Below are 23,611 nucleotides of genomic sequence, written 5' to 3' on the forward strand. Positions count from 1 at the left end.
CAGCCATGGTGAAAGCCCGGAAGGAGAACAGCGCGGAGGGCTTCTGCAAGCAGATTAGCCGCTCAGCCCCCTGCCTCAAGGTCTTGTGACACCTGGCAAAGCTTCAAAGCCGAGTATGACTGGGCCTTTTCACGGTTCGCTTACGACCGAAACACTGGAACAGTCGGCCGATAGAACGTCACTACAATTAATTTTCTCGGCAATTCTCTTTTTTGTTGACGCTGCCATCAACTCCCTGCAAGATAGCGTGGACATCGGCATTCGCCGTCGCCTCTCCACACGATTCGCCGCTTGAAGGGACTGCTCATGATGCGAAGCGTCTTGCCGGCCAGCTTGGTCGCACTTCTACTTTTCTCGCATAGCTCGCAGACGCACGGCGTTCCCTACGCTTCGCGCGTCACCATCAATTCGGCCCCCAGCCTCGCGCGATTCGCCAGCGTCGTGGCTCCGACGACGGCGGAGGTTTCGTTCGTCCTGAACGAACCTGCCGACGAAGTCGCCTACCGCGTCAACGGCGGGCCGCTGCAATGGCTCGACGGTTCGACGAAGGGGACGAAAACGTTTCCGTTGTCTTCGCCGCTCGACAAGTTCTCCATCCTTGTGAAGAACATGGAGGCGGAAGGTTACACGATTCCCACCGGCGGTACGGCACTGTCCGCTGCCAACGGGCTTTCGCAGTCGGTTCCGGCGTCTGGTCTGCGCTTGGTGAGCGACGATACCAGTCCGCTCAACAGCTTCAATGCGGCGAGAGGCGTCGGCGTCAATCTCAACCCGAACTCGCCCAACTTCGGCATTGCCTACATCGGCAACGCATTATTCGGGCCCACGGCTGACTCCGCGCGCTATCTAAGTCGCGGCGTTTACGCAGTGGCCGCAGACGGCTCCGACGCCTTCGGGTACGGGGATTTCTTTCCGGACTCAGGATTCTCCTTTCCCGGAGGAGGCTCCATCGCTTGGCGGCTCGCCGTCGGAACCGACGATGAGGTCTACGTCGCTGACGGGGCGCTCCTCTCCCACGGCCTCGTCCGGCTTGAGGGTCAGTTGTGGATGAGTTATCCGGTGTTGGCACCTGGCTTCGGTCCGCCGCCGCTCCCGCCGGAAGCCAATCACGGTCGGATCACCGGTTTCGTCATCTCGGGATCTCCCTACGACGGAACGCTGGTGGTCCACACAGTCGATCGCGATTTCAGCAGCAGCCAGATTGGCGGAACAGACACAAGCGACCTCAACAGCGTGTGGCGTTACGACCTTGGCTTCGACGCTCAATTCTCCGCGCAGATGCCAACGAACGTGAATACTGAGAATGTTTTGCCGCCGATTGGCACGCCCGACCTTGCTCGAGGGACCGACGGAAAATTTTATCTCTCGAATTCCTTGTTATCGGGTAGCTCCGCAGGCATCGTCGTCCTCAATCCGCAGGGGGAACCGATCTACGATTCGCTTACGGCGAGTCGGGCGATGCTTAACGACACCAACATTGCCGACGTAATGCGCAACGTCATGGGGATCGCGATTTCGCCCGATCAGAAGTGGCTCGCCGCCATGCTGCGAAGCGGCGATGTCGCCATCCTCCCGGTCGTTGACGGCATTCCCGATCTTTCCGGCGTGATGGTCGTCAATACGGCGTTGGGACCGCTGCCAGGCAGAGGCGTGGCGTTCGACGCTGCCGGCAACATCCACTGCATTGTCGCCGGCACGGGAGTGAGCTACCGTGTGATCTCCCCAGGTGGAACCACGTTCGCCACGACCACGTGGGATGGCACGTCGATGGGATTCAAAATCGCCGGCGCGCCTGAACCGGCGTCGTTGGCGCTGGCAGGCGTTGGAGTAGTAGCGGTGAGCATGGTGCGCCGCCGGCGCTTGTTGGCTGCTTGAGCCAAGCGTGCGGTTGATGCAGTGCGAATGCGAAAGCGGCCGCGTGATGATCACGCGGCCGCTTTTTTTATTTGAGAATGCGCCGGGGGCGGGACGCCCCGGCTCGCTATGCAGATGATGCTTTACGCTGCTTTCTCGGGCGCGCCCGTTGTGTTCAGCTTGTTGTAAAGCGTCTTCAAGCTGATGCCGAGTTGGTCGGCCGCCTTCGGCTTGTTGCCGGCGTGGCGTTCGAGCGCGTCGTGGATCGCTTCCATTTCGAGTTCGCGGAGCGTCATGACGCCCGGCTTCTGGCGAGCGGCGCCGACGAGTTGCCGCGAGTCGAACCGCGACGGCAAATGTTCGCGGTGAATCGGGCCGCTGTCGCAAAGGATCGTCGCGTGTTCGATGACGTTCGCCAATTCGCGGACGTTTCCAGGCCAAACGTGGCTACAGAGGGCGATGATTGCATCCTCGGCGATGCCGGCGTCGGCGTCTTTACCACGACGATGACGCACGAGCAGATGCCGAGCGAGTTCCGGCACATCTTCGATCCGCTCCCGCAGCGCCGGCAGCGTGATTTCGAACGTGTTGATCCGGTACATCAAGTCTTCGCGGAACTCCTCCGCGGCGACCATCTCCGGCAAGTTGCGGTGGGTGGCGCAGACGACGCGGACGTCGACCATCACGGGCTTGTTCTCGCCGACGCGGCGGATTTCGCCGCTTTCCAGCACGCGCAGAAGCTTGGCCTGCATCGCTTTGGGCAACTCGCCGATTTCGTCAAGGAAAATCGTGCCGCCGTGGGCGACCTCGAACAGGCCGACGCGGTGGTCATCGGCGCCAGTGAACGCGCCTTTGCGATGACCGAACAACTCGCTCTCGATCAGCGTTTCCGGCAAGGCGCCGCAGTTGATCGCGACGAACGGCATGTTCGCGCGAGTGCTATGATCGTGCAGCGAACGGGCGACCAATTCCTTACCAGTGCCAGTCTCGCCGAGGATGAGGACGGTCGAGCCGGTCGGCGCGACGCGTTCGATCAGCATCCGCACCTTCTGCATCGCCGGCGTGTTGCCGATAAGTCGAGGGGCTCCTTCGAGGCGGCGGACTTGGTGCTCGAGCGCGCGATACTTCTGCTCGAGCAGCTTCTTTTCGGTGACGCGCTTCAGCAGCGCTTCGATTTCGATCAGTCGGCAGGGCTTGGTGAGGTAATCAAACGCGCCGTGGCGCAGCGCTGCGATCGCCGTTTCGAGCGAGCTTTTGCCGGTGAGGACGACCGCCTCGGTGCCGGGCGACGTTTCTTTGCACTTCGCGATGACGCCGATGCCGTCGAGGCCCGGCATGTCGAGATCGACGATGATGCAGTCGTAGGTGTTCTTTTCCAGCGCAGCGACGGCCGTGAGTCCGTCGGGGCAGACGGTGGCGCGGTGGCCCAAGCGCGGTAATTCGAGCTTCATCAGCTCTTGCAGCGATGGCTCGTCGTCGGCGAACAACAGGGTCAATCCTTGACCGTTAGGCTGCTTGGTAGCGATGGTGCGTCTCCTTGTTCGGCTGGGCCAGCGGGAGCGAGACGACGAACCGCGACCCGCGGCCCGGGCCTTCGCTCGTAGCTTCGATGCTGCCCCGATGTTCTTCGACGATGCGGTGAGTGATGGATAAGCCGAGCCCCGTCCCCTGCCCTGAGCGCCGGCGGGTGAAGAAAGGCTCGAATAGATGTTTGCGAACTTCGTCGTTCATGCCGCAGCCGTTGTCGCTGATGACGATGCGGGCCGCCAGCGCGTCGCGTTCGATCGACACCTCGACCGTACCGCCGGCGTCGAGCGATTCCAACCCGTTGGTGATTAGGTTGAGGACGACTTGCTTGATCTCTTGCGCGTTGACCGCGGCAATCGCGGGCGGGCCCGGCAAGAGCACGAGTTTCTTCTCGTGGTACTGGCCGAGATGCTGCACCATCTCGATCACGCCTTCGGCGAGTTCGCGGAGGTCAGTGGCATGTCGCAGCGTGTCGCCGCGGCGGGCGAAGTCGAGCAGCTTCTCAGTGATTTGCTTGCAGCGGAACGCTTCGCGCTGAATCATCTGCAGGTAGTTGCGCGCGACCTGCACCTCTTCCACGCGTTCGGGATCAGCGCCTTCGAGCAAATCTTGCAAACGACTTTCGAGCGATTCGCTGCAGAGGGCGATCGACGCGAGCGGGTTGTTGATTTCGTGCGACACGCCGGCGGCGAGGAAGCCGACGCTGGCGAGTTGCTCGCTGCGGACGACTTGGTTGGTCCGTTCGGTCACCTGCCGGTCGAGATCGGTGCGAATCTCACAGAACCGCTGCGTCATCGCGTTCATCGCTTCGGCGAGTTCGCCGATTTCGTCGCGAGCGTTGATCGCGATGCGGTGTTCGAAATTACCGGCCGCGACGATGCGCGAGCCGTCGACGAGCGCTTGCAGCGGATCGGCAAACCATTTGTTGAAGACGCGACGCGAAATGATCAGCACAATCACAATCGAGCCGAGGCCAATCCAAGCCGAGGTGATCGCAGTGCGATAGCGCGATTTCACGTCGTCGGCGATTTTCTCGAACTGATCCTCTAAATGCGTCGGCAATTGGCCGCTAAGGTTGCGGAGTTCTTCGATCAGGCCGCGGCTGCTGTTAATTTCATCCGAATCGTACAGCCACGCATGATCCGACGAGGTGACGCTGCGACGCTTCAACTCCGCGACGATGCCGTCCATCTCCTTGAGCGTCGCCCACTCGTGATGATCGTCGCTCAGTTCGGAGGTTTCATCGACCGCGCCGGCGCCGAGGGCTTCTTTGTAACGGCGCAGCGAATCGACGAGCGAGCTGAACTGCGTGCGGAACATCCCCGCCAGCAGGGCGTCGGTATCGCTGCCGATGCCGTCGGGCAGGTTGAAGTTCAACCGCTGTTGAGCCTGGCTGATCGTCACGCGCAGATCGTTGACGTGATCGGAAACGCGGCGGGCTTGCGGCAACTCGGCCGAGCGGGCCGCGATGTTCTTCACCAACGAGCGATAAGCATAGAGGCCGTAGCACGCGCTGCCGAATAGCGCGACGACTGCGACCACTAATAGGCCGAGTCCGAGCTGCAGTTTCGTGCGTATGGGCCAATGCGAGAGCACGTGGGGCGACCTCCTTGTCGCGCGGAGCGGCTCGGCGAAGAACATTCGCTCGGCGGCGCTCGTCCTGAGGGACGCCGAGACGGGAGGAGAGTATACGCCCGTGGGGATTAAAGCAGCAAGACGAGGGTTGGCGGCTGCGGCAAATGAGCGGCGGTGCTAGCTAGAAAGGGTTCGGGGGTTAGGAAATACGGGGGCGGTTCAAACGTGCTTCGGACTGGCCGCTTAAGCGACCAGTCCAGCGGCGGGTACACGCTTTCGCCCGCACCACTGAACCCTGAACCCTCTAGAACCGGATCACCCGCCGCATCAGCCAGACGCCCCAAGCTGCCAGCACAAAGTTGCCAAGCCATACGGCCTGCGGCGGCATGGCGCCATCCTTTGCCTGAGTGACGCAGCCGACGAGCATTGGATAATAGACGAGCAGAATTGGCAGGAAGCAGGCGAAGAAGCTTCCCCAGAACTCACCGTGACGACGTCGCACGGCCATCGGGGCGCCGATGAGGACGAAGCCGAGGCAGCTGAACCCGTTCGCCCAGCGGCGGTAAGGTTCGACATTCAACTTGTTCAGCTCACGACGGGACCACTTCAGGTTACCCTCGCGCGTACTCCACTGGCTTTGCGAAAGTTCGTCGAAGCGCCCCAGCATGAGCGCCATACTTGTGGCCGCGGCCATCTCATGCTTCAGCCAGTCGATTTGCTTGCCTTGATCGACCTTCGCGATTTTGATGTCGCGCAGCGGCGTCTCCGACGGTCCGGGCTTTGACGAACCGCTGCCGCCGAGCGCTTGCTCCAGCGGGAACGACCGTTCGATTTCCCCTGGAAGATTGATTGTCCAGCCTTTGAGGCCGCCCTCGGCGTTGTAGAGTTTGACGTCGAGCGCGCCGGTCGCAATGTTGACGTTCATTTCCGCGGCGTCGGCGCGAATGATCGACACGTTGCCGCTGCCCGATTCGAAGGTAATCACGGGTCCGATCAGCCGTTTGCCGACGACCGTCTTGACGTTTACTTTGAACTTTTCGTTACCGAACATTTTGCGGGTGCGCAGTTGCCCGTAGGCGATTTCTTCGAAGGACTCGATGATCACCCGTTTCACGCCGTTCGTTCCCCACGAAACGGCGAGATCATTGAGGGCGACGGCGCCGAAGCTCACGATGAAGGCGAACAGCAGCGTCGGCCACAGCATCACCATCGGGGTGATGCCGAGCGATTTCACCGCCACGATTTCATTCGACGACGCCACGCGGCCATAGACGACCGTCGTTGCTAGCAACAGTGCGCCAGGAACCGAGAACTGCATCGCCTGCGGCAGCAGATAGGGCAGCAGCCGCAAAATGGGGCCGGCTCCGAGGCCGTTGTCGACCGCTTCTTTGCCGATCAACCCCAGAAAAATGAAGACGGTCATGCTCCCCATGGTGATGAGGAACACCGTCAGCATTTCGAGCAGGATGTAACGGGTGAGAATGCGCATACGCCGATCCGGGGGAGCGGCGGCACTGTAGCAGAAGGCGGGGCTAGCGGGGAATGGCGATGCTGGGCCCCGAAACGCGGCCCTCGTATGAGATGCTAGCCGGCGTTGAGATTGATGCCGCTGTCGCTCGGCGGTTCGGGCCGGTGCGAGCGGACTGCTTGCATCAACCGACGAACGGCGCTCGAATAGGCCACGACTGCCGCCGTGTAATCGCCTGAGGCAATCGCCTTGTGTGCGGCAACGCGGTCGGCGTGGACTTCCTTCCACTCGAACGGCCAGCTTCGTTGCGCTTCAAGATCCTCCAGCTGCCGCACAACGTCGCTCAGCATTTCAATGCTCTGCGGACTCGGGGCGACTGCATAGCTGCGATACGGCGCCTTACCGAAATGGCCGCTCACGCCGCGGCAGGGGTTCTCGCTCTTCATGCGGGGAGCGATCCAGGCTAGCAGCGTGGCCACCGCGAAACCTGCGGCGACGAGCGCCAGGGTCATCTCGCCGCGAGCGAGCAGGATGCCGCCCACTAGCAATGCGGCCACGAACGCTCCGATGAACCCCCAATCACGCTTTGACGGCCCGTTGGCCAGCGGCGTCACTGAGTCGGCCCACGAGTTGCCATCCTTCTTCTGGCCGAGCGTCGCCGGGTCGGCCACTTCGGCGATGATCACCGTGATGTTGTCGGGCCCGCCGAGCAAGTTGGCCAAATCGACGAGCGTCTGCGCCGCGTCTTCCGGCGGCAGCGACGCCAGCACCATGCCGACCAATTGCGGGCTAAGCGGTCCGGTAAGCCCATCGCTGCACAGCAAGAAGCGGTCGCCCGCCCGCAACGGCAGCGGCCCTTCGAGATCGACTTTCACCGTTGGGTGCGGGCCGAGCGAACGGGTGATCACGTTCTTCCGCACGTAGGCGGGGACGTCTTCTTCGTTGGCGTGGCCGAGGGCCGCCATCTCCCACACTAAACTGTGGTCGAAGGTGAGCTGTTCGAACGCATGCCCCCGCAGGCGGTAGACGCGGCTGTCGCCGACGTGGGCCGCCATGGCGCCGTCGGGCAACAGCAGCAGGCAACTGCAAGTGGTCCCCATGCCGTGGAAGTCGACGCTGTTCGAACCCTTCGCATTGATGCGGCTGTTCGCATCGTGGACTGCGGCGACAATCGACTCGCAAGGCGGCAAATCGGGACGCTTCTGATACGCGTGCGGAATGCTGTCGGTGGCGATCTGGCTGGCAAGTTCACCGGCCGCGTGGGCGCCCATGCCATCGGCGACGACGAACAAATGGCCGCGGCTCCGCCAATCGCGATCATCGCCGGCAAGCGCGACCGCCATCGAATCTTGGTTGCTGGCGCGACGCATGCCGATGTCGCTCACCGCTGCGCATCGCAGCCCCCCGGTGGAGCGATTCAGTTTGGAGGTCGGTTTTGCCACTAGGTGCGCCTAGCTGGGGTAAGGGATCGCCGAACGTTTAATCTTAGTCAGCAGCGTTTGCTAGCAACAGCGGCGCGGAGCGATCCACGCGGCTAAATGGGCGATTGGGGATGGGCCGTTTCGGCCGGCAATAGGGCGAAACGGCATGGCGGCCCCAGCGGCCCGCCGGTACACTCCCCGCCCGATTCCGCCTGTCTTATCATACGCGCTCGTTCGTCCATGGACCTGTCGTCGCCCACCCCTCGCACCGGCTTTCGCCTCGCGATCTTCGCGGTTGTAGCGCTTGCGCTGCTTCCCGGGTGCGTCCGGCGACGGTTGATGATCCGGAGCAACCCGCCCGGTGCTATGGTTTACGTCGACAATCAGCCGATCGGGACGACACCCTGCGCGACCAATTTCATCTACTACGGCACGCGTGAGATCCGGCTGGTGAAGCCGGGCTACGAGACGCTGACGGTGAATCAACCGATCCCGGCGCCCTGGTACCAGTTGCCGCCGATCGACTTCTTCGCCGAGAACGTGATGCCGAACGAGATCCACGATTTCCGGACGGTGAGCTTCAATATGCAGCCGCAGGTGATCGTGCCGACAGAAGAACTGATCCAACGCGGCGAACAACTTCGCGCAGCGACGCAACAAGGCGCCGTGGTGCCCGCGGGCGCGACGGCGCCGGCGTTTGGACCTGCCGCAGCGCCGGCTCCAGTGATCGGCCGGCCCACGATTGCGGCGCCGGCGTTCAACGGCCCAACCGGCCCTGCCCTTTTGCCGGGGACGACGCTCGCCCCCGAAGCCGTTCCGCCTGGCGTGATTGTGCCCCCCTCAAACGGCGCCGGCGTCCTACCGCCTGGCGGCAGAGCGCTCGAACCGCTGCCAATGGTGCAGTAGAGGGTTCAGCGGTTAGGGTTCGGGGTTCAGGAAGAACCCGTGCGCTAACCGGGGCCGGGACGGCCCGGCTCGATGGTTCGCTCAGCAACTCACTGCATTGAGTTTTTGCTGAACCCTGAACCCCAACGCCTGAACCCTACTTGATGGGCGTCTCGCGATTGACGATGCCTCGCGCCAAGCGCGCCGGGTCGCGGGCTAACTTATCGGTCAGCACCCACACGTTGTAGAGAATCTGATCGATGCGGCGACTGAGTTCCGGGTTGCCGACGATCTTGCGAACATCGCCGACGGCCGCGTTCGCTTGAGCGATCGTTTGGTTGAGGTTGTCATAAATCTGCCGATCGTGGATCAGCAGACCGACGGTCCCCTCGCTGTTGTTGACGTTGCGCGTGAGTTGCGCCACTTGGCCGAGGAGTTCTTCGAGATTGCGCACGCTTTGCTCGAGCGTGGCGACGATCGCCGTGCCGCGGTCGCCGAGCGGGCCGGTGAGGCCTTGCAGGTTCTTGAGGTTTTCATCCGCAGAGCGGAGCGCTCCTTGCAAAGCGCCCATGATCGCCCGCGCGTCGCCCACGAGGCTCGGCAACTGCGCGAGGCCATCCTTGAGTTGTTGCTTGAGGATCGGGTCGCCGACGATGTCGTTCAGGTTGGCGGTAACTTGCGAGAACTGCAGCATCGCCTGGTCGGCTGACTCGACAAGATGTTTGACCCGCTGCATGTCGTTCTCGCCGAGAACCTGGTTCACACGATCAGCCAGTTCCGCGACTTCTTTGCCGGCGTCGCCGAGCGACATGATCGTTTGCTTCAAGTCGCCCTGCATGTCGGCCATCATGTCCATCGGATTGGAGACGTACTTCCCCTTCACCGTGGCCTCAGGCGCGACGGTCGCGGCGCCGATCGGCGACGAAACTTGCATGAACTCAATCACCGCGTCGCCGACGAGCGAGGTTTGGATACGGCCAAGTTCGTTCGACTTGATGTGCTTGCCGTCTTGGATTTCCATCGTGATGAGGGCGCCAGTGTCGGTATCCTCGACGTTGGCGACGCGACCAATCGGCAAGCCGCGCCGGCGCACTGGCGTCCCCGGCGCCACGCCTGGCGCTTCGTCGACGAGCAAGTTCACCTTGTACGTATCGTGGAATGGCAACGCCGAGAAGTCGCTGTTCAGCACGACGAGAATGCTGCAAATCAGCATGAAGAAAAAGACGACAAGACCAACGCGAAATTGTTTGGTGCGTTCGTTCATGTTGGGAGCTGTCGGCTATTGGCTACCGGCTGTCGGCCAGAGCGGAGCAATTGGAAGAGGCTCCTCTGGCTAATAGCTGATAGCTGACGGCCGTTGGCCTATCCTCCTGCTTGTTCTGCGAGTTCCGTCATGCGATCGCCCGCCTCGCCATGGATGAACTGCGTGATGCGTCGATCGGTCGACTTATCAAGTTCACTGGGGGGGCCGTCGAAAAGTATTTGCGATTCGTTGGGCTGCAACCGGCTGAGCGGGTAGAGCATCACCACCCGGTCGGCCACCTTGCGCGCTGTATTCATGTCGTGCGTGACGATGACGCTGGTGACTTCAAACTTGTCGCGCGTGCGCATCATCAGTTGGTTGATGACGTCGCTCATAATCGGGTCGAGGCCGGTGGTCGGCTCGTCGTAGAGCACCGCCTCGGGCCGCATGATCAGGGCGCGGGCCAAGCCGACGCGCTTCCGCATGCCGCCCGAGAGCTCCGCCGGGTACTTTTTGAGCACTGTCGTCGGCAAACCGACCTCGGTTAGCAGCGAATGCATCGCTCGCTCCTGGTCGGCGGCACTATCTTCGCGGTGCTGCTTCAGCGGGAACAAGATGTTCTCGGCGACGGTCATGCTGTCGAAGAGCGCCGCATTCTGAAACACGAACCCGAACCGCGTCCGCTGAGCGGCGAGCTCACGCTCCGGCAGCGTTCTGAACTGCCGGCCATCGAACTCCACGGCGCCGCCGGTCGGCGCGACGAGCCCGATGATCGTCTTGAGGAGCACCGTCTTGCCGCACCCGCTCTCGCCGATCACCGCGAGCGTTTGACCAGCAGGAATGCTAATCGAAACATCGCGCAGCACCGTCTGCCGTCCGAAACGGACGGTGAGGTTTTGGAGGTCGATTAAGGGTGAAGCGGAAACCATGGCGTAGGGTTCAGGCGTCGGGGTTCAGGGTTCGGCAAAAATGCAAATTGGCCGCTTCTGCTGAACCCTGAACCCCGAACCCTCTTTCCTCCTAAGCTCCAAACAACGATGGCGCCACCGGCCAGATCGAAAGGTAGATCTGATCGAGCACGATGCTCACCAACAGGTCAAGGATGATGATCGAAACGAACGAGTAAACGAACGCGGTCGTCGCAGCGCGGCCGACGCCTTCGGCGCCTGGCAGGCAGTTGAAGCCGCGGTAGCAACTGATGATACCGATCACGGCGCCGAAGACGACGCTTTTGGCGACGCCGTAAAACAGATCCCAGTTTTCGACGAACCGCTGCGAGTTCGTGCGGTAGTAGTGGTAGTCGATGCCAAGGAATTGAATGCAGTAGTAGGCGCCGCCGATCACGCCCATGAACATCGCCATGATCGTGAGGATGGGGATCATCGTCAGGCAGCCGATGAACCGCGGCACGACGAGGTAGTGAATCGGGTTAGCGCCCATCGCCGAGAGGGCGTCGATTTGCTCAGTGACGCGCATCGTGCCGAGTTCCGCCGCCATCGCGCTGCCGACGCGGCCGGCAAGCATCGTCGCGGCGAGCACCGGCCCGAGTTCGCGGAACATCGACTTGTTGATCACGCCGCCGAGTTGGGTTTCGAGCCCAAAGTTGCGAAACTGCGTGTACGATTGCACCGCCAGCACCATGCCAGTGAACGCGCCGATGATCGCGACCACCGGCAGGCTTTGCACGCCGATGGCGTACATGTTGTTGATGAGCGTGTCACGCCGCGGCATACGGCTGACCATCCAGAGGAAGGCGCTCCAGGCGAAGAGCGTCAGATCGCCGAGCCCTTCGATCATGCGGATGACGACGGCGCCGAAATCGGCGATCCCCTCGCTGACCCGCCAGAGCGGGCCGCGGCTTAGCTGATCGTTCGTCGGTAGTGTGCCGGTCGACATCGTTCGCTCGCCGTCTCTGGAGCTGACTTGCCTTGATCGCCCGGCGCGGGCGCGCGCCGGCTCCGGGGACCATCCCTTGGGAAGGAATCGACTTGGCAAACCATTCCGCTTGAGCAAACCCTGCGGGGCGAAATATTTTGGCTGGCGTGGCAAAAGGCGTAAGATGCGGCGGCATGTTTTCCCTAGCCCCGGGCTCCGCCCGGGGGTGGCGCACCACCCCATGGAACGTCGCCTCTACTTCAAGCCGACCCCCGGGCGGAGCCCGGGGCTAGAAATGCGAACGAAGCTTCGAACACAGCACAGATTTCTCTTTTCACCAATTTCCCTTTGACGATCCCCCGCCAGCTTCGTCTTTCACTTATAGCAGGCTGGGATTCGAACCCGCCGGCGGCGGACGGGACTGCCGACGGCGCCGACCTGCAGGGAACGAGGGGGGCGACCGCTGTGGACGAACTGCTGGCAGTGCATGCCGACGTCGTCTACCGGTACGCCCTGCGGTTGGTTCGCAACTCCCAGCTAGCGGAAGACCTCACGCAGGAAACGTTCCTCCGCGGGTGGCGGCAGCGGGCGAAACTCCGCGAGCCGGCGGCCGCGCGGGTCTGGTTGCTGCGGATCGCGACCAACCTCCACCGCGACGGCCTCCGCACGGCCCGGCCGACGGCGGAGTTGGACGCGGAACCGGCCTGCTCGGCGCTTGGCGCCGCGGGGCGACTCGAACAACAAGAAACCGTAGACGCGGTGTTGGCGACGCTCGACGCGCTGCCGCCGCGGCAGCGACAGGCGATTCACTTGGTGACGATCGAACAGCTCTCGAACGAAGAAGCGGCCGAGGTGCTGGAGATTTCGGTCGAAGCGCTGCGGGCGAGCCTGTCGCTCGCGCGGCGGACGATGCGGGAGCGGTTGAAACCAATTGACGACGAACTCCGCGGGGTGCGAACGGAAACTTAACCACTCCGCGCTTTTTCAGTGAACATGGCGATGAACGAATCTTTCGAGAACGAATGCACGTCGCTGGACGACTACCTTGACCGCGAACTCGCGGGCGAGGCGGCGCTGCGATTCGAAGCGCATCTGGCGAATTGTGCGGCCTGCCGCGATGCGGTGGCGCAGCAGCAGTGGATTGATGCGGCATTGCGGTCGTCAGTTGCGAAGAACCCGGTGGCGCCGGCAACGCTGCAAACGGCGCTGAGCGACTCGATCGCCGCGGCGACGCAACAACAGCGCCAACGCCGGTTGTTGACGGCTAGCTTCGCCGTCGCCGCGAGCGTCGCCATTGTCGCCACCATCGCGTGGCGGATCCTCCCCCTAGCCCCGGGCTCCGCCCGGGGGTCGCTTACCACGCCGCACAACGTTGCCCAACGCGACGGCGCCCCCGGGCGAAGCCCGGGGCTAGAAGAGCCCGCGCAACCGCGGGAACAAGTCAAAACACAAACCGTCGCCCGGTTCACGGCCGGCGTCGACGGTATCGCGATTCCCATCGCCAGCGAATCGCCCGAAGTCACGATCGTGCAGTTTTACTCGACCACTGACGCCGACCGTCGCATGCAACGGCAGCGAGAGTTGGAAGCCAAGTACCAAGAACTCATTGGAGGTTAAATAACACGCTATGGTTTACTTTTCATCATCGACGAAATGGCTCTGGGGCCTGTTCACCGTAGGAGTGCTAGTCGTCGCACGCCCCGTCGCAGCCGACGAAACCAAGGTCGACGCCCCGAAGCAAGCCGATCCGTTCGGAGCGGTGGCCAAACGGTCGACGGCAACGGACGAAGGCTCAACCGGAATCAGCTCCGCGTTCGTCGACTCGACGGTCGCCGTCGAGCAGCCCTACGAGCAAGTCGTCATCGGGTCGATGCGAAAGGAACTCGACGACACGAAGGCGGAACTCGCCAAGACGAAGCAACTCATCGGCGAGGTGATTCATGAATACAAGCAGAGCAGCGCGACGCCCGATCTGCCGCCGCTTCCAGACGCCGAGGTCCGCGTCTTCCAGATGAAGAACACGTCCGCGGACGCCGCCGCCGACAAAATCAAACTACTCATCGGCACGCAGCCAATCCGGATTGCGATCGACGAAGCTTCCAACGGGCTGATCGTCTTCGGCAAAGCCGAGGCGCTGCCGCAGGTCGAGCAGTTGGTGATCAAACTCGAAGACCTCGCCGTCGCGGGCCGGGACGGCTTCTCGGCGCCGCCGGTCAGCGCCTTCGCACCGAAGGAACAGGCCTCCCCGCGGCGAACGCTGATGCTGCGGGTGTACTGGATTGCCGACGATGCGCCGGACTTCGACGTACCAGACGAATATCTGCCGGACACGGTTTTCACATCGCTTAACAAACTTGGCATCCAAGTCCCACGTCTCGTCGCCCAGACGGCAACGTCGATCTCAGTCGAAGAGAACGCCGGCGCGGTGCCGTTCTCCACGCAAGTCCCCGCCGTGCTGTTCGAGCAGCCAATGCGAATGATTCTGAACGGCGACCTGTCGGCAACCGCCGACAACCGTTCGCTGGTCGACATGCATCTGACGATTGAAAACGGGGGCGCCGTTTGCGAAATGAACGGCTCGCTTGCGGCGCCGATTGGGCATTTCATGGTGCTCGGCACGGCGAACTCGGTGATTGCCGGAACCGAAATGGGTAATGGCATGGAAATGCCGGCGGGACGCGGAATGGAAGGTGGCGGTGGAATGCCTCCGACTCGCAAGGTGCACCGAGGCAGCGAGGAAGGCATATTTACCACGGAGGAAGTTTCGACGTCCCCTGATAGTACTCCTAAGCTCAACTCCACGCGGTTTGCGTTCGTGGTGCAGGTCGTCGAGGCGGAGAGCTTTGCTCCAGAGGAGTGAGTACGTATTGGTTTGATTTTCGACGACTGACGCGCATATTTACGCCGCAAACGAAAACAGCCCCGGCCTAGCTAGGTCGGGGCTGTTTTGTTGGTATCGATCGAACTTTGGGAAGACCGCCGGGGTGAACCCGGCGGCTCGCCATTTCGATTGCTTTCGCTTACTCGGCATCGTCGGACGAGGGTTCGTCCTTGCCGCCGACTCCCGCGCCGACTGGCTCCGGAGCGTCGCCCCGCAGCTTCAGCCCCTCGAACACGAGTTGCTTCTTGTCGGCCACGGTCTTCACGCCGACGCGAATCGTGTCCTTGCCGTTGAACTCGCCCTTGAGCAGTTCCTCGGCCAACGGATCTTCAATAAACGATTCGATCGCGCGACGCAGCGGACGGGCGCCGTAGTCGGTGTTCGAACCCTTCTTGATCAAGAATTCCTTCGTCTCGTCGGCGAGTTCGAGCACGAGGCCCTTCTCGTTGAGACGCTTGCGAACCTTGGCCAATTCGAGATCGACCACTTGCTTCAGGTCGACGGTCGTCAGGTGGTGGAACACGATGATGTCGTTGACGCGGTTGATGAATTCGGGACGGAAGACCTTCTCGATTTCATCGGTCACGCGACGCTTCATGTTGTCGTACCCGGCGTCGTCGTCCGGCTTCTGGAAGCCGAACGCCGATTCGTTCTTGATCGCTTCGGCGCCCGCGTTCGTGGTCATGATGAGGACCACATTGCGGAAGTCGACGCTGCGACCAAAGCTGTCGGTCAGTCGGCCTTCTTCCATGAGCTGGAGCAACATGTTGAAGACTTCGGGGTGCGCCTTCTCGATTTCGTCGAGCAGCACCACCGCGTACGGACGACGGCGAATCTGCTCGGTGAGCTGGCCGCCTTCCTCGTAGCCGACGTATCCGGGGGGCGCCCCGATCAATCGGCTGACGTTGTGCTTCTCCATGTACTCGCTCATGTCGATTTGGATGAGGGCTTCCTCATCGCCGAACATGAACTCGGCCAGCGCCTTGGCGAGCAACGTCTTGCCGACGCCGGTCGGGCCGGCGAAGACGAACGTGCCGGTCGGCCGCTTCGGATCTTGCAACCCGCTGCGGCTGCGACGCACTGCCTTGGCGATCGCCTTGATCGCTTCATGCTGGCCGATGACCTTCTTGTGAAGCTCGTCTTCCATCTGCATGAGGCGCATCGTGTCTTCGGTCGTCATCCGCGTGAGCGGGATGCCTGTCATCTTCGAGACGACCTCGGCAATGACTTCCTCGTCCACCACGCCGCCGTTCTCACGCGACTTCTCGCGCCACTGACGGGTGATGTCGTTCTTCTTCTTCTTGAGCTTGTCGGCCCGATCGCGGAGGCTCGCCGCCTTCTCAAAGTCTTGATTGGCGACCGCTTCTTCCTTCTCGCGGTTGAGCTGTTCGACTTCCTCGTCGATCTCCTTGAGATTCGGCGGCTTCGACATGCTCTTGAGCCGGACGCGGGCGCCCGATTCGTCGATCACGTCGATCGCCTTATCCGGCAAGCAACGACCGGTGATGTAACGGTTCGACAGCTCGACGGCCGCGGCAATCGCGTCGTCGGTGATCTGCACGCGGTGATGCTCCTCGTAGCGGTCGCGGAGACCTTCGAGAATCTTCACCGTGTCTTCGGCGGTAGTCGGCTCGACCATCACCTCTTGGAACCGGCGAGCAAGCGCCGAGTCCTTTTCGATGTACTTGCGATATTCGTCGAGCGTCGTGGCGCCAATGCACTGGATCTCGCCGCGGGCGAGGGCCGGCTTCAGCACGTTCGAGGCGTCGATGGCGCCCTCGGCGCCGCCCGCCCCGACGAGCGTGTGGAGCTCGTCGATGAACAGGATCGTGTTCTTCGCGCGACGAACTTCGTTCATCACCGCCTTGATCCGCTCTTCGAACTGACCGCGGTACTTCGTGCCGGCGACCATCATCGCCAAGTCGAGGACCACGATCCGCCGATCGAGCAGAATCTCCGGCACGTTGCCGTCGACGACGCGTTGAGCGAACCCTTCGACGATGGCCGTCTTGCCGACGCCCGCTTCGCCGAGGAGCACCGGATTGTTCTTGGTGCGACGGCAGAGAACCTGGATCGCCCGTTCGATTTCCTTCTCACGACCAATGACCGGGTCGAGCTTGCGCTGCCGGGCGAGTTCGGTGAGATCGCGGCCGAAGCTGTCGAGCGCGGGCGTCTTGCTCTTCGAGGTCTTGCCCCGTTCGCGTTCTTCCCCGCCTTCGCCGCCGCCGCCACCGCCACCTTGACCTCCGCCGCTACCGGCGCGGCCGCGACCGCCGCTCTCTTCGCCTTCCAGGCCGTGGCCCAGCAGGTTGAGAACTTCTTCGCGGACTTCCTCGAGCTTGAGCCCGAGGTTCATCAGGACTTGCGCGGCGACCCCTTCCTGCTCACGCAGGAGGCCGAGCAGGATGTGCTCAGTGCCGACGTAGTTGTGATTCAGATGCCGGGCCTCTTCCATCGAGTATTCGATGACCTTCTTGGCGCGCGGCGTCTGCGGGAGCTTGCCCATGGTGACCATGTCTGGTCCCGACTGGACGAGCTTCTCGACCTCGAGGCGGATCTTGCGCAGATCGACGTCGAGGTTCTTCAGCACGTTGGCAGCGACGCCGGAACCTTCTTTGATGAGGCCCAGCAGCACGTGTTCGGTGCCGATGTATTCGTGATTGAAGCGCTGCGCCTCTTGATTGGCGAGCTGCATCACCTTGCGGGCGCGGTCTGTAAACCGTTCGTACATAGCCCTTACCTCCCCTGGTGTGGTCCCTAGCCGATGCGTCGGCGGCGGTTGATCATTGGGGCTTAGGCAGCGATCTTCCCGACTGACGCATCGGCGATTGTCTTGGTCGACTCTTCCTGAGTCGGTAATTCGTAAATCTTGTCTTCTGGTATTACGCTAGCGGAACGAATTCGTTCACGCTCTTGCGCAATCTCGTGTCGCCACGCTTCGGCCGTTTCCAGCAACTCCAGCCGATTGAGTTGCTCGACGGCCGCATCCGTTCGTTGTTCATGTCGCAACAGGGTGGCCAGCATCAGGCGGGCCTCCGCGTCGCGCGGGTCTTGCTTCAGTAATTTTAGCAGCGTCTGCTCGGCCGAAACCCAGTCGTGCGCGAGGTACGCCGCCTGAGCTTCGCGAAACCAAACATCCGACCGCTCGTCCGGGCTGACGGCTGCGTTTTCGCCAGCCGACAGTTCAGACACGAGTCGACGCCAGTCGGCTCGCCCTTCGAGCCACGCCAAGAGCCAAATCACTCCCGCCGCCCCGAGCGCGATCCAACGAATTCGCACCGGCAACCATTCGTCCCAGACGAAGGTCGTCGCCGCGAGCGCATTGACCAGCGCGGTAAATCCTACCGCCAGCGTCAACCCGACCCAAGACCCCCGCATCCAGAGTTGCGGAAGGCCCGGCCAGAGATAAGCCGACCAGTGGAGTTTGGGCTGCGGCACGATCGGTGTTCGTCTCCTGCCGTCGCTCACCCGCGGACCGCGAGCCGAGGGTATCTCCGTCACTTAAAAGTGCGTGATCCCCCGACTCGTCGGCAACTGCGGTGTGAAAGTCTAGCCCGCGGGGCGGCCCAATCAAGGCAACCACATGGGGCGTACGGGTTTAGCGTGCGTCGATCTGGTACTTACGGGGTGCGATTGTGCCGTGCGGAACGCCATCGTGCGCACGCGGCGGCGGCACGACACCTTTCGCCGTGGGAAGAAGGGGAAGATAACGATAATGCCGGCAAGCGGCGAGGTCGGTTTCCAGCGAGAATTCCCCGCCCTCAGCGAGCCGGGGCGTCCCGCCCCCGGCGCCAGCAATTTCAGTTTTTCGCCGCCGCCCGGCGCCCAACCGCCTCAGCTATATATGAAGTAATGTCCGACTCCGCCCCCATCCGCATCCTCGACGCCTCCCTCAACCGGGCCGCCGAGGGGCTGCGCGTCGTCGAGGATTACGTGCGGTTCGTCCTCGACGACCGGCATCTCACCGAGCAGTTCAAACAGCTGCGGCACGACTTGGCGGCGGCTGGCTCGCAGTTGCCGCTGCCGGAGCGGCATGCCGCCCGCGACACTCGGTCCGACGTCGGCACGACCGTTTCGACGCCAAGCGAGGCGACCCGCCGCGATGCTTGGGAGGTGTGCATTGCCAGTTTGGAGCGGGTGAAGCAGTCGCTGCGGAGCCTGGAGGAGTTTTCGAAGGTGTCGCTGCCGGCCGTGGCGGCGGAGTTCGAGCGGCTGCGGTACTGGCTCTACACGCTCGAAGCGGCCGTGGGGCGGACGGTGGACGCGAACGAGCGGCTGGGCGACGCGCGGCTTTATGTGCTGGTCGACGGGTGCGATTCGGAACCGGCGTTCGCGGCGTTGGTTGATCAGCTAATCGCCGCGCGGGTGGGTGTGATTCAGCTGCGCGATAAGCGGCTCGACGACCGCGAGTTGATCGCACGGGGGCGGCGGCTGGTGGCGGCGGCCGGTCAGCGAGAGGCGAGCAACAGCGGTGAATTGAATCCCTCCCCTGGCCCCTCCCTTCGAGGGAGGGGGATAAAGACGCTCGCCATCATCAACGACCGCCCCGACGTTGCGGCGATCGTCGGAGCCGATGGCGTCCACCTTGGCCAAGACGACATGCGGGTGAAAGACGCCCGTGCGATCGTCGGCCCGCGGCAGTTGATCGGCGTTTCGACCCACTCGATCGAGCAAGCCCGCGCGGCGGTGCTCGATGGCGCCAACTACCTCGGCGTTGGGCCGACGTTCCCTTCGCAGACCAAATTGTTTGATGCGTTTCCGGGACTCGACTTCGTCCGCCAAGTCGCCGCGGAGATCCGACTACCGGCGTTCGTGATTGGGGGAATCACCCAGCAGAACGTCGGCGACGTGGTAGCGGCCGGCTTCCGCCGCGTCGCAGTAGCATCGGCAGTCACCGCCGCCCCCAACCCGCAAGCGGCCGCGAAAGCCCTGCAAGCGGCGCTCCACCAGTAGCCGCGGGTCAACGGCCCGCCGGAGCGTCCCAATTCAAGCTCCGCGATTTCTCACTTATGATGTGCCGGCGAGCCACCGCTCCGCATGCTCGCGTCAGAAATCATAAATCCCAAATCGTAAATCCTTTACAATACTGCTCCGGCCGGTCGTTGACCGGCGGCTACTCCCGATCACCAGTCACTGATCCCCGATCACGACTCCCCCTATGCTCCACGCAGTAATCATGGCCGGCGGCGCCGGCACGCGTTTCTGGCCTGCTAGCCGGGCCGACATGCCCAAGCAGCTCCTCGCGCTCGTCGGCAAACAGACGATGATCCGCCAAACGGTCGATCGCCTCGGCGACCTCGTGACGCCGGCGCAAACGCTCATCGTCACCAACCAGCGGCTCATCCCGGCGCTGCGCGAACAGTTGCCGGAACTTCCGGAAACTTCGCTCGTCGGCGAACCATGCAAGCGCGACACGGCGCCCTGCATCGGCCTGGCGGCGCTGCTCGTGGCGAAGCAAGATCCCGACGCGATCATGGCGGTGCTGCCGGCCGACCATGTCATTCGCAACGCCAGCCGCTTTCAGGATTCGATCCGCCAGGCGGTGACGCTCATCAAGAAGACGCCCGACCAGATCGTTACCTTCGGCATTCGGCCGAACTACCCGGCGGAAATTTTCGGCTACATCCAACGCGGGTCGCGAATCGACATCCACGACGAAGCGGCGCCAACATTCGTCGTGAAGCGGTTCCGCGAGAAGCCCGACCACGCCACAGCGACCGAGTACGTCAACTCAGGCGACTACCTCTGGAATTCCGGCATCTTCATTTGGAAGGCAAAGACGATCCTCACGGCTCTCAAGGAGCGGCAGCCAGAGATGCTCGCCCATCTCGAAAAGATCGGCGCCGCGTGGGGGACGCCAGAGCAGCAAGAGGTTTTTGATCGCGAGTTCACGGCGATCAAAGGAATCTCGATCGACTACGCGGTGATGGAGCACGCCAAGAACGTCGCGGTCATCGAAGCGCCCTACGATTGGGACGATCTGGGCAGTTGGCAATCGATCTCCCGCCTCGCCGGCAGCGACCGCTTTGATAACACGATCGTCGGCAAGCATGTCGGCATCAACACGACGGGGACGATCGTCCGCACTGATGACAAGCACTTGGTTGTCACCATTGGCATGAAGGATTGCTTGGTCGTTCATACGCCCGACGCGACGCTGGTGGCGAACAAGAATGATGAAGAGGCGGTTCGCGAAGTGGTGAAGTTGTTGGAAGCGAAGGGCTGGAAGGAGTATTTGTAAGGTGACTGGTACTCGGGGATCCGTGATCGGGAATTGCAGAAGTTCTCACCGATCACTGATCACTGATCACCGATCACGACATCACCATGCCCCCCTCGCTACGCATCGCTGGCATCGACTACGGCACCGTGCGCATCGGCATCGCGACGGCTGATCTGTCCGTTGGCATCGCGGGGCCGTACGAGACCTACAGCCGGCGGAGCGAGCGGCTCGATGCCGATTACTTTCGGGCGCTCGCCAAGGAAGAGCGGATTGGGCGGTTCGTCGTCGGGCTGCCGGTGCACCTCAGCGGCGGCGAGAGTCAGAAATCGCTGGAAGCCCGCAACTTTGGCGATTGGCTGACGAAGCTGACCGGCGTGCCGGTGGAGTACTTTGACGAGCGCTACACGAGCGCCGAAGCGGAAGAGATGCTACTGGGCGCCGGGCTGACGAAGAAACGACGCAAGGAGCGGCTCGATCAGCTGGCAGCGCAGATCATGCTGACGGCGTACCTCGAAGCCGGGGCCAAGAACCAAGAACTGCCCGACTCGATTGATTAGTAAATGCGTTTTTGCCGCGAAGAGACACAGAAGACGCGAAAAAAGTACGAGCATTGGGTGGCATGCTCTTCGGTACTCCGATGAGCATGTATTTATTTTGCGACCTCTGCGACTTTTCGCGGCTAACGATTTCGGAGCACAAGGTTGCGGGCAACGCGAATCATCTTCGGCCTTGGCTACCTCGGCAGTCGCGTCGCCAATCTCTGGCGCGATCAACGCGACCATACTTGGGCGAGCACCCGTCGCGACGATCCGACGGAAGCGATGTTCGTTGCCAGGACGCTCACCGCACAAGCCGATGTCACCAAGCCGGAAACGCTCGGGTGGCTCCGCGAAGTAAGTTCGCACATGGGCGCTCCAACCGAGTCGCTCCTCTACGCCGTCGGCTACGATCGCACGGCCGCACCCGACATCCACTCCGTCTATGCCGACGGCCTGCAAAACGTCCTCGCCGCGTTGCCGGCGAGCGTCACCCGCGTGATCTACATCAGCACCACCGGCGTCTATGGCACCGCGGGCGGCGGGTGGGTCGATGAAACGACGCCGACCGCGCCGCACCGCGACGGCGGTAAGGCGTCGCTTGCCGCGGAAGAAATCTTGCGAGCCCACCCGCTCGGCCGACGGAGCGCGATTCTCCGCCTCGCCGGCATCTACGGCCCCGGCCGCGTGCCGTATCTCGACAGGCTGCGGGCGAGCGAACCGATCGCAGCCCCGAGCGCGGGCTGGCTGAACCTCATCCATGTCGACGACGCCGCGCGAATCGTCGTCGCGATCGACCGCTGGCTGGCGGACCGCAACGAAGCGGACAGCCCGCACCTCTTCTGCGTCAGCGACGGCGTCCCCGCAGTGCGCGGCGAGTACTACGCCGAGGCGGCCCGCTTGATCGGCGCCCCGCCGCCGCAGTTCACGACGCCGCCGGCCGATTCCCCCGCCGCCGCCCGGGCCGGCGCCGATCGCCGGGTGAGCAACGCCAAACTACGCAAGTGGATGGCGACGCAGGGCCTCGCCCTCCAATACCCCAACTACCGCGAGGGGCTGGCACAGATTCTCAACTCCAACCCGGCCATTTAGCCCCGTCCGCTCGCGGCGGGAGAGGTTCGCGCCGCCGCGCGGGCTACCGCCCGCGGCTAAATGGGCGTTGCGTTCGCGTTGCGCCGCTTGGCGAATTCCTCATACGAATGCCCAACAGCCCCCGTTTCGCCCCCATTCCGGCGATGGTTGCACACCGCCCACCAGCCCCCGTAGAATTTGGCTGATTCGCTCCAAGTCCCCCTGCCCTGCAAGCCTCGGATCTGATGCTCCCACGTACCCCCCTGTTCCCTCACGTCATCGAGCTCAATCACCAGGCGCGGCGCCGCATCGGCTGCAGCGTCTACCTGATTTACGATGAGTCGGAGTGGACGCTGCTCGATATCGGCTACGAAGACGCCGTCGACGAGTGCGTCGAACTGATCCGCGAGCTCGATTTCCCCTTCAGCAAGTGCAAGACGCTCATCGCGTCGCACGCCGACGTCGACCATATCCAGGGTCTGGCGAAGGTGAAGCAGATGCTCAAAACGACCGTCACCGCCCACCCGACGGCGGCCGACATGCTGGAAAAGGGAGACCGTCTGGCGACGTTTGCCCTGATCGACGCTCAAGGGATCGATCTCGACATGCCGCCGGTGGTGGTCGAGAACCGCGTCAACGACGGCGACGTCATCAAAGTCGGCAAGCTGGAACTCGAAGTCTGGCACACCCCCGGCCACACCGACGGGCAGCTCAGCTTCCGCATGGGCGACTTGCTCTTCTCGGGCGACAACCTGTTCCGCGACGGCTGCGTGGGGGCGATCGACGCTCACCACGGCAGCAGTATCGCCGACTTCATCAAGTCGCTTGAGCGCATCAAGGCAAGCGACGTGAAGTGGCTCCTGCCGAGCCACGGGCCGGTCTTCAAGAAAGACAACGCGCTGATCGACAAGACGATCGCGCGGCTTGAAGGTTACCAGCACATGGCCGACTTCGGCACCTGCGCGATCGACTGGCCGCTGATGGATACCTGGGAAGACGAACTGATTGAAGGCAAGTTGCCAGGGTAGGAAGAAAGTGACTAGTGATCGGTG

Annotated in this window: 19 protein-coding genes; 10 read left to right on the plus strand and 9 right to left on the minus strand. The window is 62.7% G+C overall.

Going from position 1 to position 23,611, the window contains the following annotated elements:
* Positions 1–309: 309 nt before the first annotated feature.
* The gene (locus tag ACQY7R_RS14860) at positions 310–1,875 is read left to right on the plus strand and encodes a PEP-CTERM sorting domain-containing protein (RefSeq protein ID WP_428306376.1); all 1,566 of its coding nucleotides are present in this window, start codon (positions 310–312) and stop codon (positions 1,873–1,875) included.
* Between the two features lie 122 nt (positions 1,876–1,997).
* Here the strand turns inward: ACQY7R_RS14860 and ACQY7R_RS14865 are convergent, their stop codons facing one another.
* The 4 genes from ACQY7R_RS14865 to ACQY7R_RS14880 form a co-directional block, all read right to left on the minus strand.
* Positions 1,998–3,350, minus strand: coding sequence for a sigma-54-dependent transcriptional regulator (locus ACQY7R_RS14865; protein ID WP_428306377.1), 1,353 nt, complete (start codon positions 3,348–3,350; stop codon positions 1,998–2,000).
* A 10-nt stretch (positions 3,351–3,360) separates the two neighbouring features.
* On the minus strand, positions 3,361–4,977 hold the full coding sequence (locus ACQY7R_RS14870) for an ATP-binding protein (RefSeq protein WP_428306378.1): 1,617 nt from the start codon (positions 4,975–4,977) through the stop codon (positions 3,361–3,363).
* A gap of 283 nt (positions 4,978–5,260) precedes the next feature.
* Complete coding sequence (locus ACQY7R_RS14875; protein ID WP_428306379.1) at positions 5,261–6,445, minus strand: LptF/LptG family permease; 1,185 nt, start codon at positions 6,443–6,445, stop codon at positions 5,261–5,263.
* A 95-nt stretch (positions 6,446–6,540) separates the two neighbouring features.
* Entirely contained in the window at positions 6,541–7,866 is a 1,326-nt protein-coding gene (locus tag ACQY7R_RS14880; protein WP_428306380.1) for a PP2C family protein-serine/threonine phosphatase, read from the minus strand.
* 318 nt (positions 7,867–8,184) lie between these two features.
* On the opposite strand from ACQY7R_RS14880, the gene ACQY7R_RS14885 reads away from it, so the two are divergent.
* A complete protein-coding gene (locus ACQY7R_RS14885) occupies positions 8,185–8,751 on the plus strand; it encodes a PEGA domain-containing protein (RefSeq protein ID WP_428306381.1) in 567 nt (188 codons plus the stop codon).
* 136 nt (positions 8,752–8,887) lie between these two features.
* On the opposite strand, the gene ACQY7R_RS14890 is transcribed toward ACQY7R_RS14885, so the two are convergent.
* The 3 genes from ACQY7R_RS14890 to ACQY7R_RS14900 all read right to left on the minus strand — a co-directional run bounded on the left by ACQY7R_RS14890 (position 8,888) and on the right by ACQY7R_RS14900 (position 11,770).
* On the minus strand, positions 8,888–9,994 hold the full coding sequence (locus ACQY7R_RS14890) for an MlaD family protein (RefSeq protein WP_428306382.1): 1,107 nt from the start codon (positions 9,992–9,994) through the stop codon (positions 8,888–8,890).
* A gap of 98 nt (positions 9,995–10,092) precedes the next feature.
* Positions 10,093–10,902: an ABC transporter ATP-binding protein gene (locus tag ACQY7R_RS14895; protein WP_428306383.1), complete on the minus strand. Its 810-nt coding sequence runs from the start codon at positions 10,900–10,902 to the stop codon at positions 10,093–10,095.
* A gap of 91 nt (positions 10,903–10,993) precedes the next feature.
* Positions 10,994–11,770, minus strand: coding sequence for an MlaE family ABC transporter permease (locus ACQY7R_RS14900; RefSeq protein WP_428308899.1), 777 nt, complete (start codon positions 11,768–11,770; stop codon positions 10,994–10,996).
* Between the two features lie 426 nt (positions 11,771–12,196).
* Here ACQY7R_RS14900 and ACQY7R_RS14905 point away from each other — a divergent pair, with 426 nt between their 5' ends.
* Genes ACQY7R_RS14905 through ACQY7R_RS14915 form a run of 3 tightly spaced genes read left to right on the plus strand, consistent with a single transcriptional unit; the run spans position 12,197 to position 14,708 of the window.
* Positions 12,197–12,817: an RNA polymerase sigma factor gene (locus ACQY7R_RS14905; protein ID WP_428306384.1), complete on the plus strand. Its 621-nt coding sequence runs from the start codon at positions 12,197–12,199 to the stop codon at positions 12,815–12,817.
* A gap of 30 nt (positions 12,818–12,847) precedes the next feature.
* Entirely contained in the window at positions 12,848–13,465 is a 618-nt protein-coding gene (locus tag ACQY7R_RS14910) for an anti-sigma factor family protein (protein WP_428306385.1), read from the plus strand.
* Between the two features lie 10 nt (positions 13,466–13,475).
* Positions 13,476–14,708, plus strand: coding sequence for a secretin N-terminal domain-containing protein (locus ACQY7R_RS14915; RefSeq protein ID WP_428306386.1), 1,233 nt, complete (start codon positions 13,476–13,478; stop codon positions 14,706–14,708).
* A 160-nt stretch (positions 14,709–14,868) separates the two neighbouring features.
* On the opposite strand, the gene ACQY7R_RS14920 is transcribed toward ACQY7R_RS14915, so the two are convergent.
* Positions 14,869–17,460: an ATP-dependent Clp protease ATP-binding subunit gene (locus ACQY7R_RS14920; RefSeq protein ID WP_152100800.1), complete on the minus strand. Its 2,592-nt coding sequence runs from the start codon at positions 17,458–17,460 to the stop codon at positions 14,869–14,871.
* 62 nt (positions 17,461–17,522) lie between these two features.
* Positions 17,523–18,167 (minus strand): tetratricopeptide repeat protein, encoded by a 645-nt coding sequence (locus tag ACQY7R_RS14925; RefSeq protein WP_152100801.1) that lies wholly within the window; start codon positions 18,165–18,167, stop codon positions 17,523–17,525.
* A gap of 414 nt (positions 18,168–18,581) precedes the next feature.
* On the opposite strand from ACQY7R_RS14925, the gene ACQY7R_RS14930 reads away from it, so the two are divergent.
* From ACQY7R_RS14930 to ACQY7R_RS14950, 5 genes are all read left to right on the plus strand, one after another.
* Positions 18,582–19,682 (plus strand): thiamine phosphate synthase, encoded by a 1,101-nt coding sequence (locus ACQY7R_RS14930; protein ID WP_428306387.1) that lies wholly within the window; start codon positions 18,582–18,584, stop codon positions 19,680–19,682.
* A gap of 205 nt (positions 19,683–19,887) precedes the next feature.
* Positions 19,888–20,970, plus strand: a complete 1,083-nt coding sequence (locus ACQY7R_RS14935) for a mannose-1-phosphate guanylyltransferase (protein ID WP_428306388.1) — start codon at positions 19,888–19,890, stop codon at positions 20,968–20,970.
* Between the two features lie 86 nt (positions 20,971–21,056).
* A complete protein-coding gene (ruvX, locus tag ACQY7R_RS14940; protein WP_428306389.1) occupies positions 21,057–21,509 on the plus strand; it encodes a Holliday junction resolvase RuvX in 453 nt (150 codons plus the stop codon).
* A 144-nt stretch (positions 21,510–21,653) separates the two neighbouring features.
* The gene (locus ACQY7R_RS14945; protein WP_428306390.1) at positions 21,654–22,580 is read left to right on the plus strand and encodes an NAD-dependent epimerase/dehydratase family protein; all 927 of its coding nucleotides are present in this window, start codon (positions 21,654–21,656) and stop codon (positions 22,578–22,580) included.
* 224 nt (positions 22,581–22,804) lie between these two features.
* Positions 22,805–23,587, plus strand: a complete 783-nt coding sequence (locus tag ACQY7R_RS14950; protein ID WP_152100806.1) for an MBL fold metallo-hydrolase — start codon at positions 22,805–22,807, stop codon at positions 23,585–23,587.
* Positions 23,588–23,611: the final 24 nt, after the last annotated feature.

The organism is Lacipirellula sp., from assembly GCF_965279485.1.
In the GTDB taxonomy this organism is placed as follows: domain Bacteria; phylum Planctomycetota; class Planctomycetia; order Pirellulales; family Lacipirellulaceae; genus Lacipirellula.

Excerpts from the sequence above, each read along its gene's own strand:
- ACQY7R_RS14935 (WP_428306388.1), top strand. The coding sequence starts at position 19,888 with ATGCTCCACGCAGTAATCATGGCCGGCGGCGCCGGCACGCGTTTCTGG.
- ACQY7R_RS14860 (WP_428306376.1), top strand. The coding sequence starts at position 310 with ATGCGAAGCGTCTTGCCGGCCAGCTTGGTCGCACTTCTACTTTTCTCG.
- ruvX (WP_428306389.1), top strand. The coding sequence starts at position 21,057 with ATGCCCCCCTCGCTACGCATCGCTGGCATCGACTACGGCACCGTGCGC.
- ACQY7R_RS14885 (WP_428306381.1), top strand. The coding sequence starts at position 8,185 with ATGATCCGGAGCAACCCGCCCGGTGCTATGGTTTACGTCGACAATCAG.
- ACQY7R_RS14895 (WP_428306383.1), bottom strand. The coding sequence starts at position 10,902 with ATGGTTTCCGCTTCACCCTTAATCGACCTCCAAAACCTCACCGTCCGT.
- ACQY7R_RS14890 (WP_428306382.1), bottom strand. The coding sequence starts at position 9,994 with ATGAACGAACGCACCAAACAATTTCGCGTTGGTCTTGTCGTCTTTTTC.
- ACQY7R_RS14915 (WP_428306386.1), top strand. The coding sequence starts at position 13,476 with ATGGTTTACTTTTCATCATCGACGAAATGGCTCTGGGGCCTGTTCACC.
- ACQY7R_RS14910 (WP_428306385.1), top strand. The coding sequence starts at position 12,848 with ATGAACGAATCTTTCGAGAACGAATGCACGTCGCTGGACGACTACCTT.
- ACQY7R_RS14900 (WP_428308899.1), bottom strand. The coding sequence starts at position 11,770 with ATGATCGAAGGGCTCGGCGATCTGACGCTCTTCGCCTGGAGCGCCTTC.
- ACQY7R_RS14920 (WP_152100800.1), bottom strand. The coding sequence starts at position 17,460 with ATGTACGAACGGTTTACAGACCGCGCCCGCAAGGTGATGCAGCTCGCC.
- ACQY7R_RS14875 (WP_428306379.1), bottom strand. The coding sequence starts at position 6,445 with ATGCGCATTCTCACCCGTTACATCCTGCTCGAAATGCTGACGGTGTTC.
- ACQY7R_RS14950 (WP_152100806.1), top strand. The coding sequence starts at position 22,805 with ATGCTCCCACGTACCCCCCTGTTCCCTCACGTCATCGAGCTCAATCAC.
- ACQY7R_RS14930 (WP_428306387.1), top strand. The coding sequence starts at position 18,582 with ATGTCCGACTCCGCCCCCATCCGCATCCTCGACGCCTCCCTCAACCGG.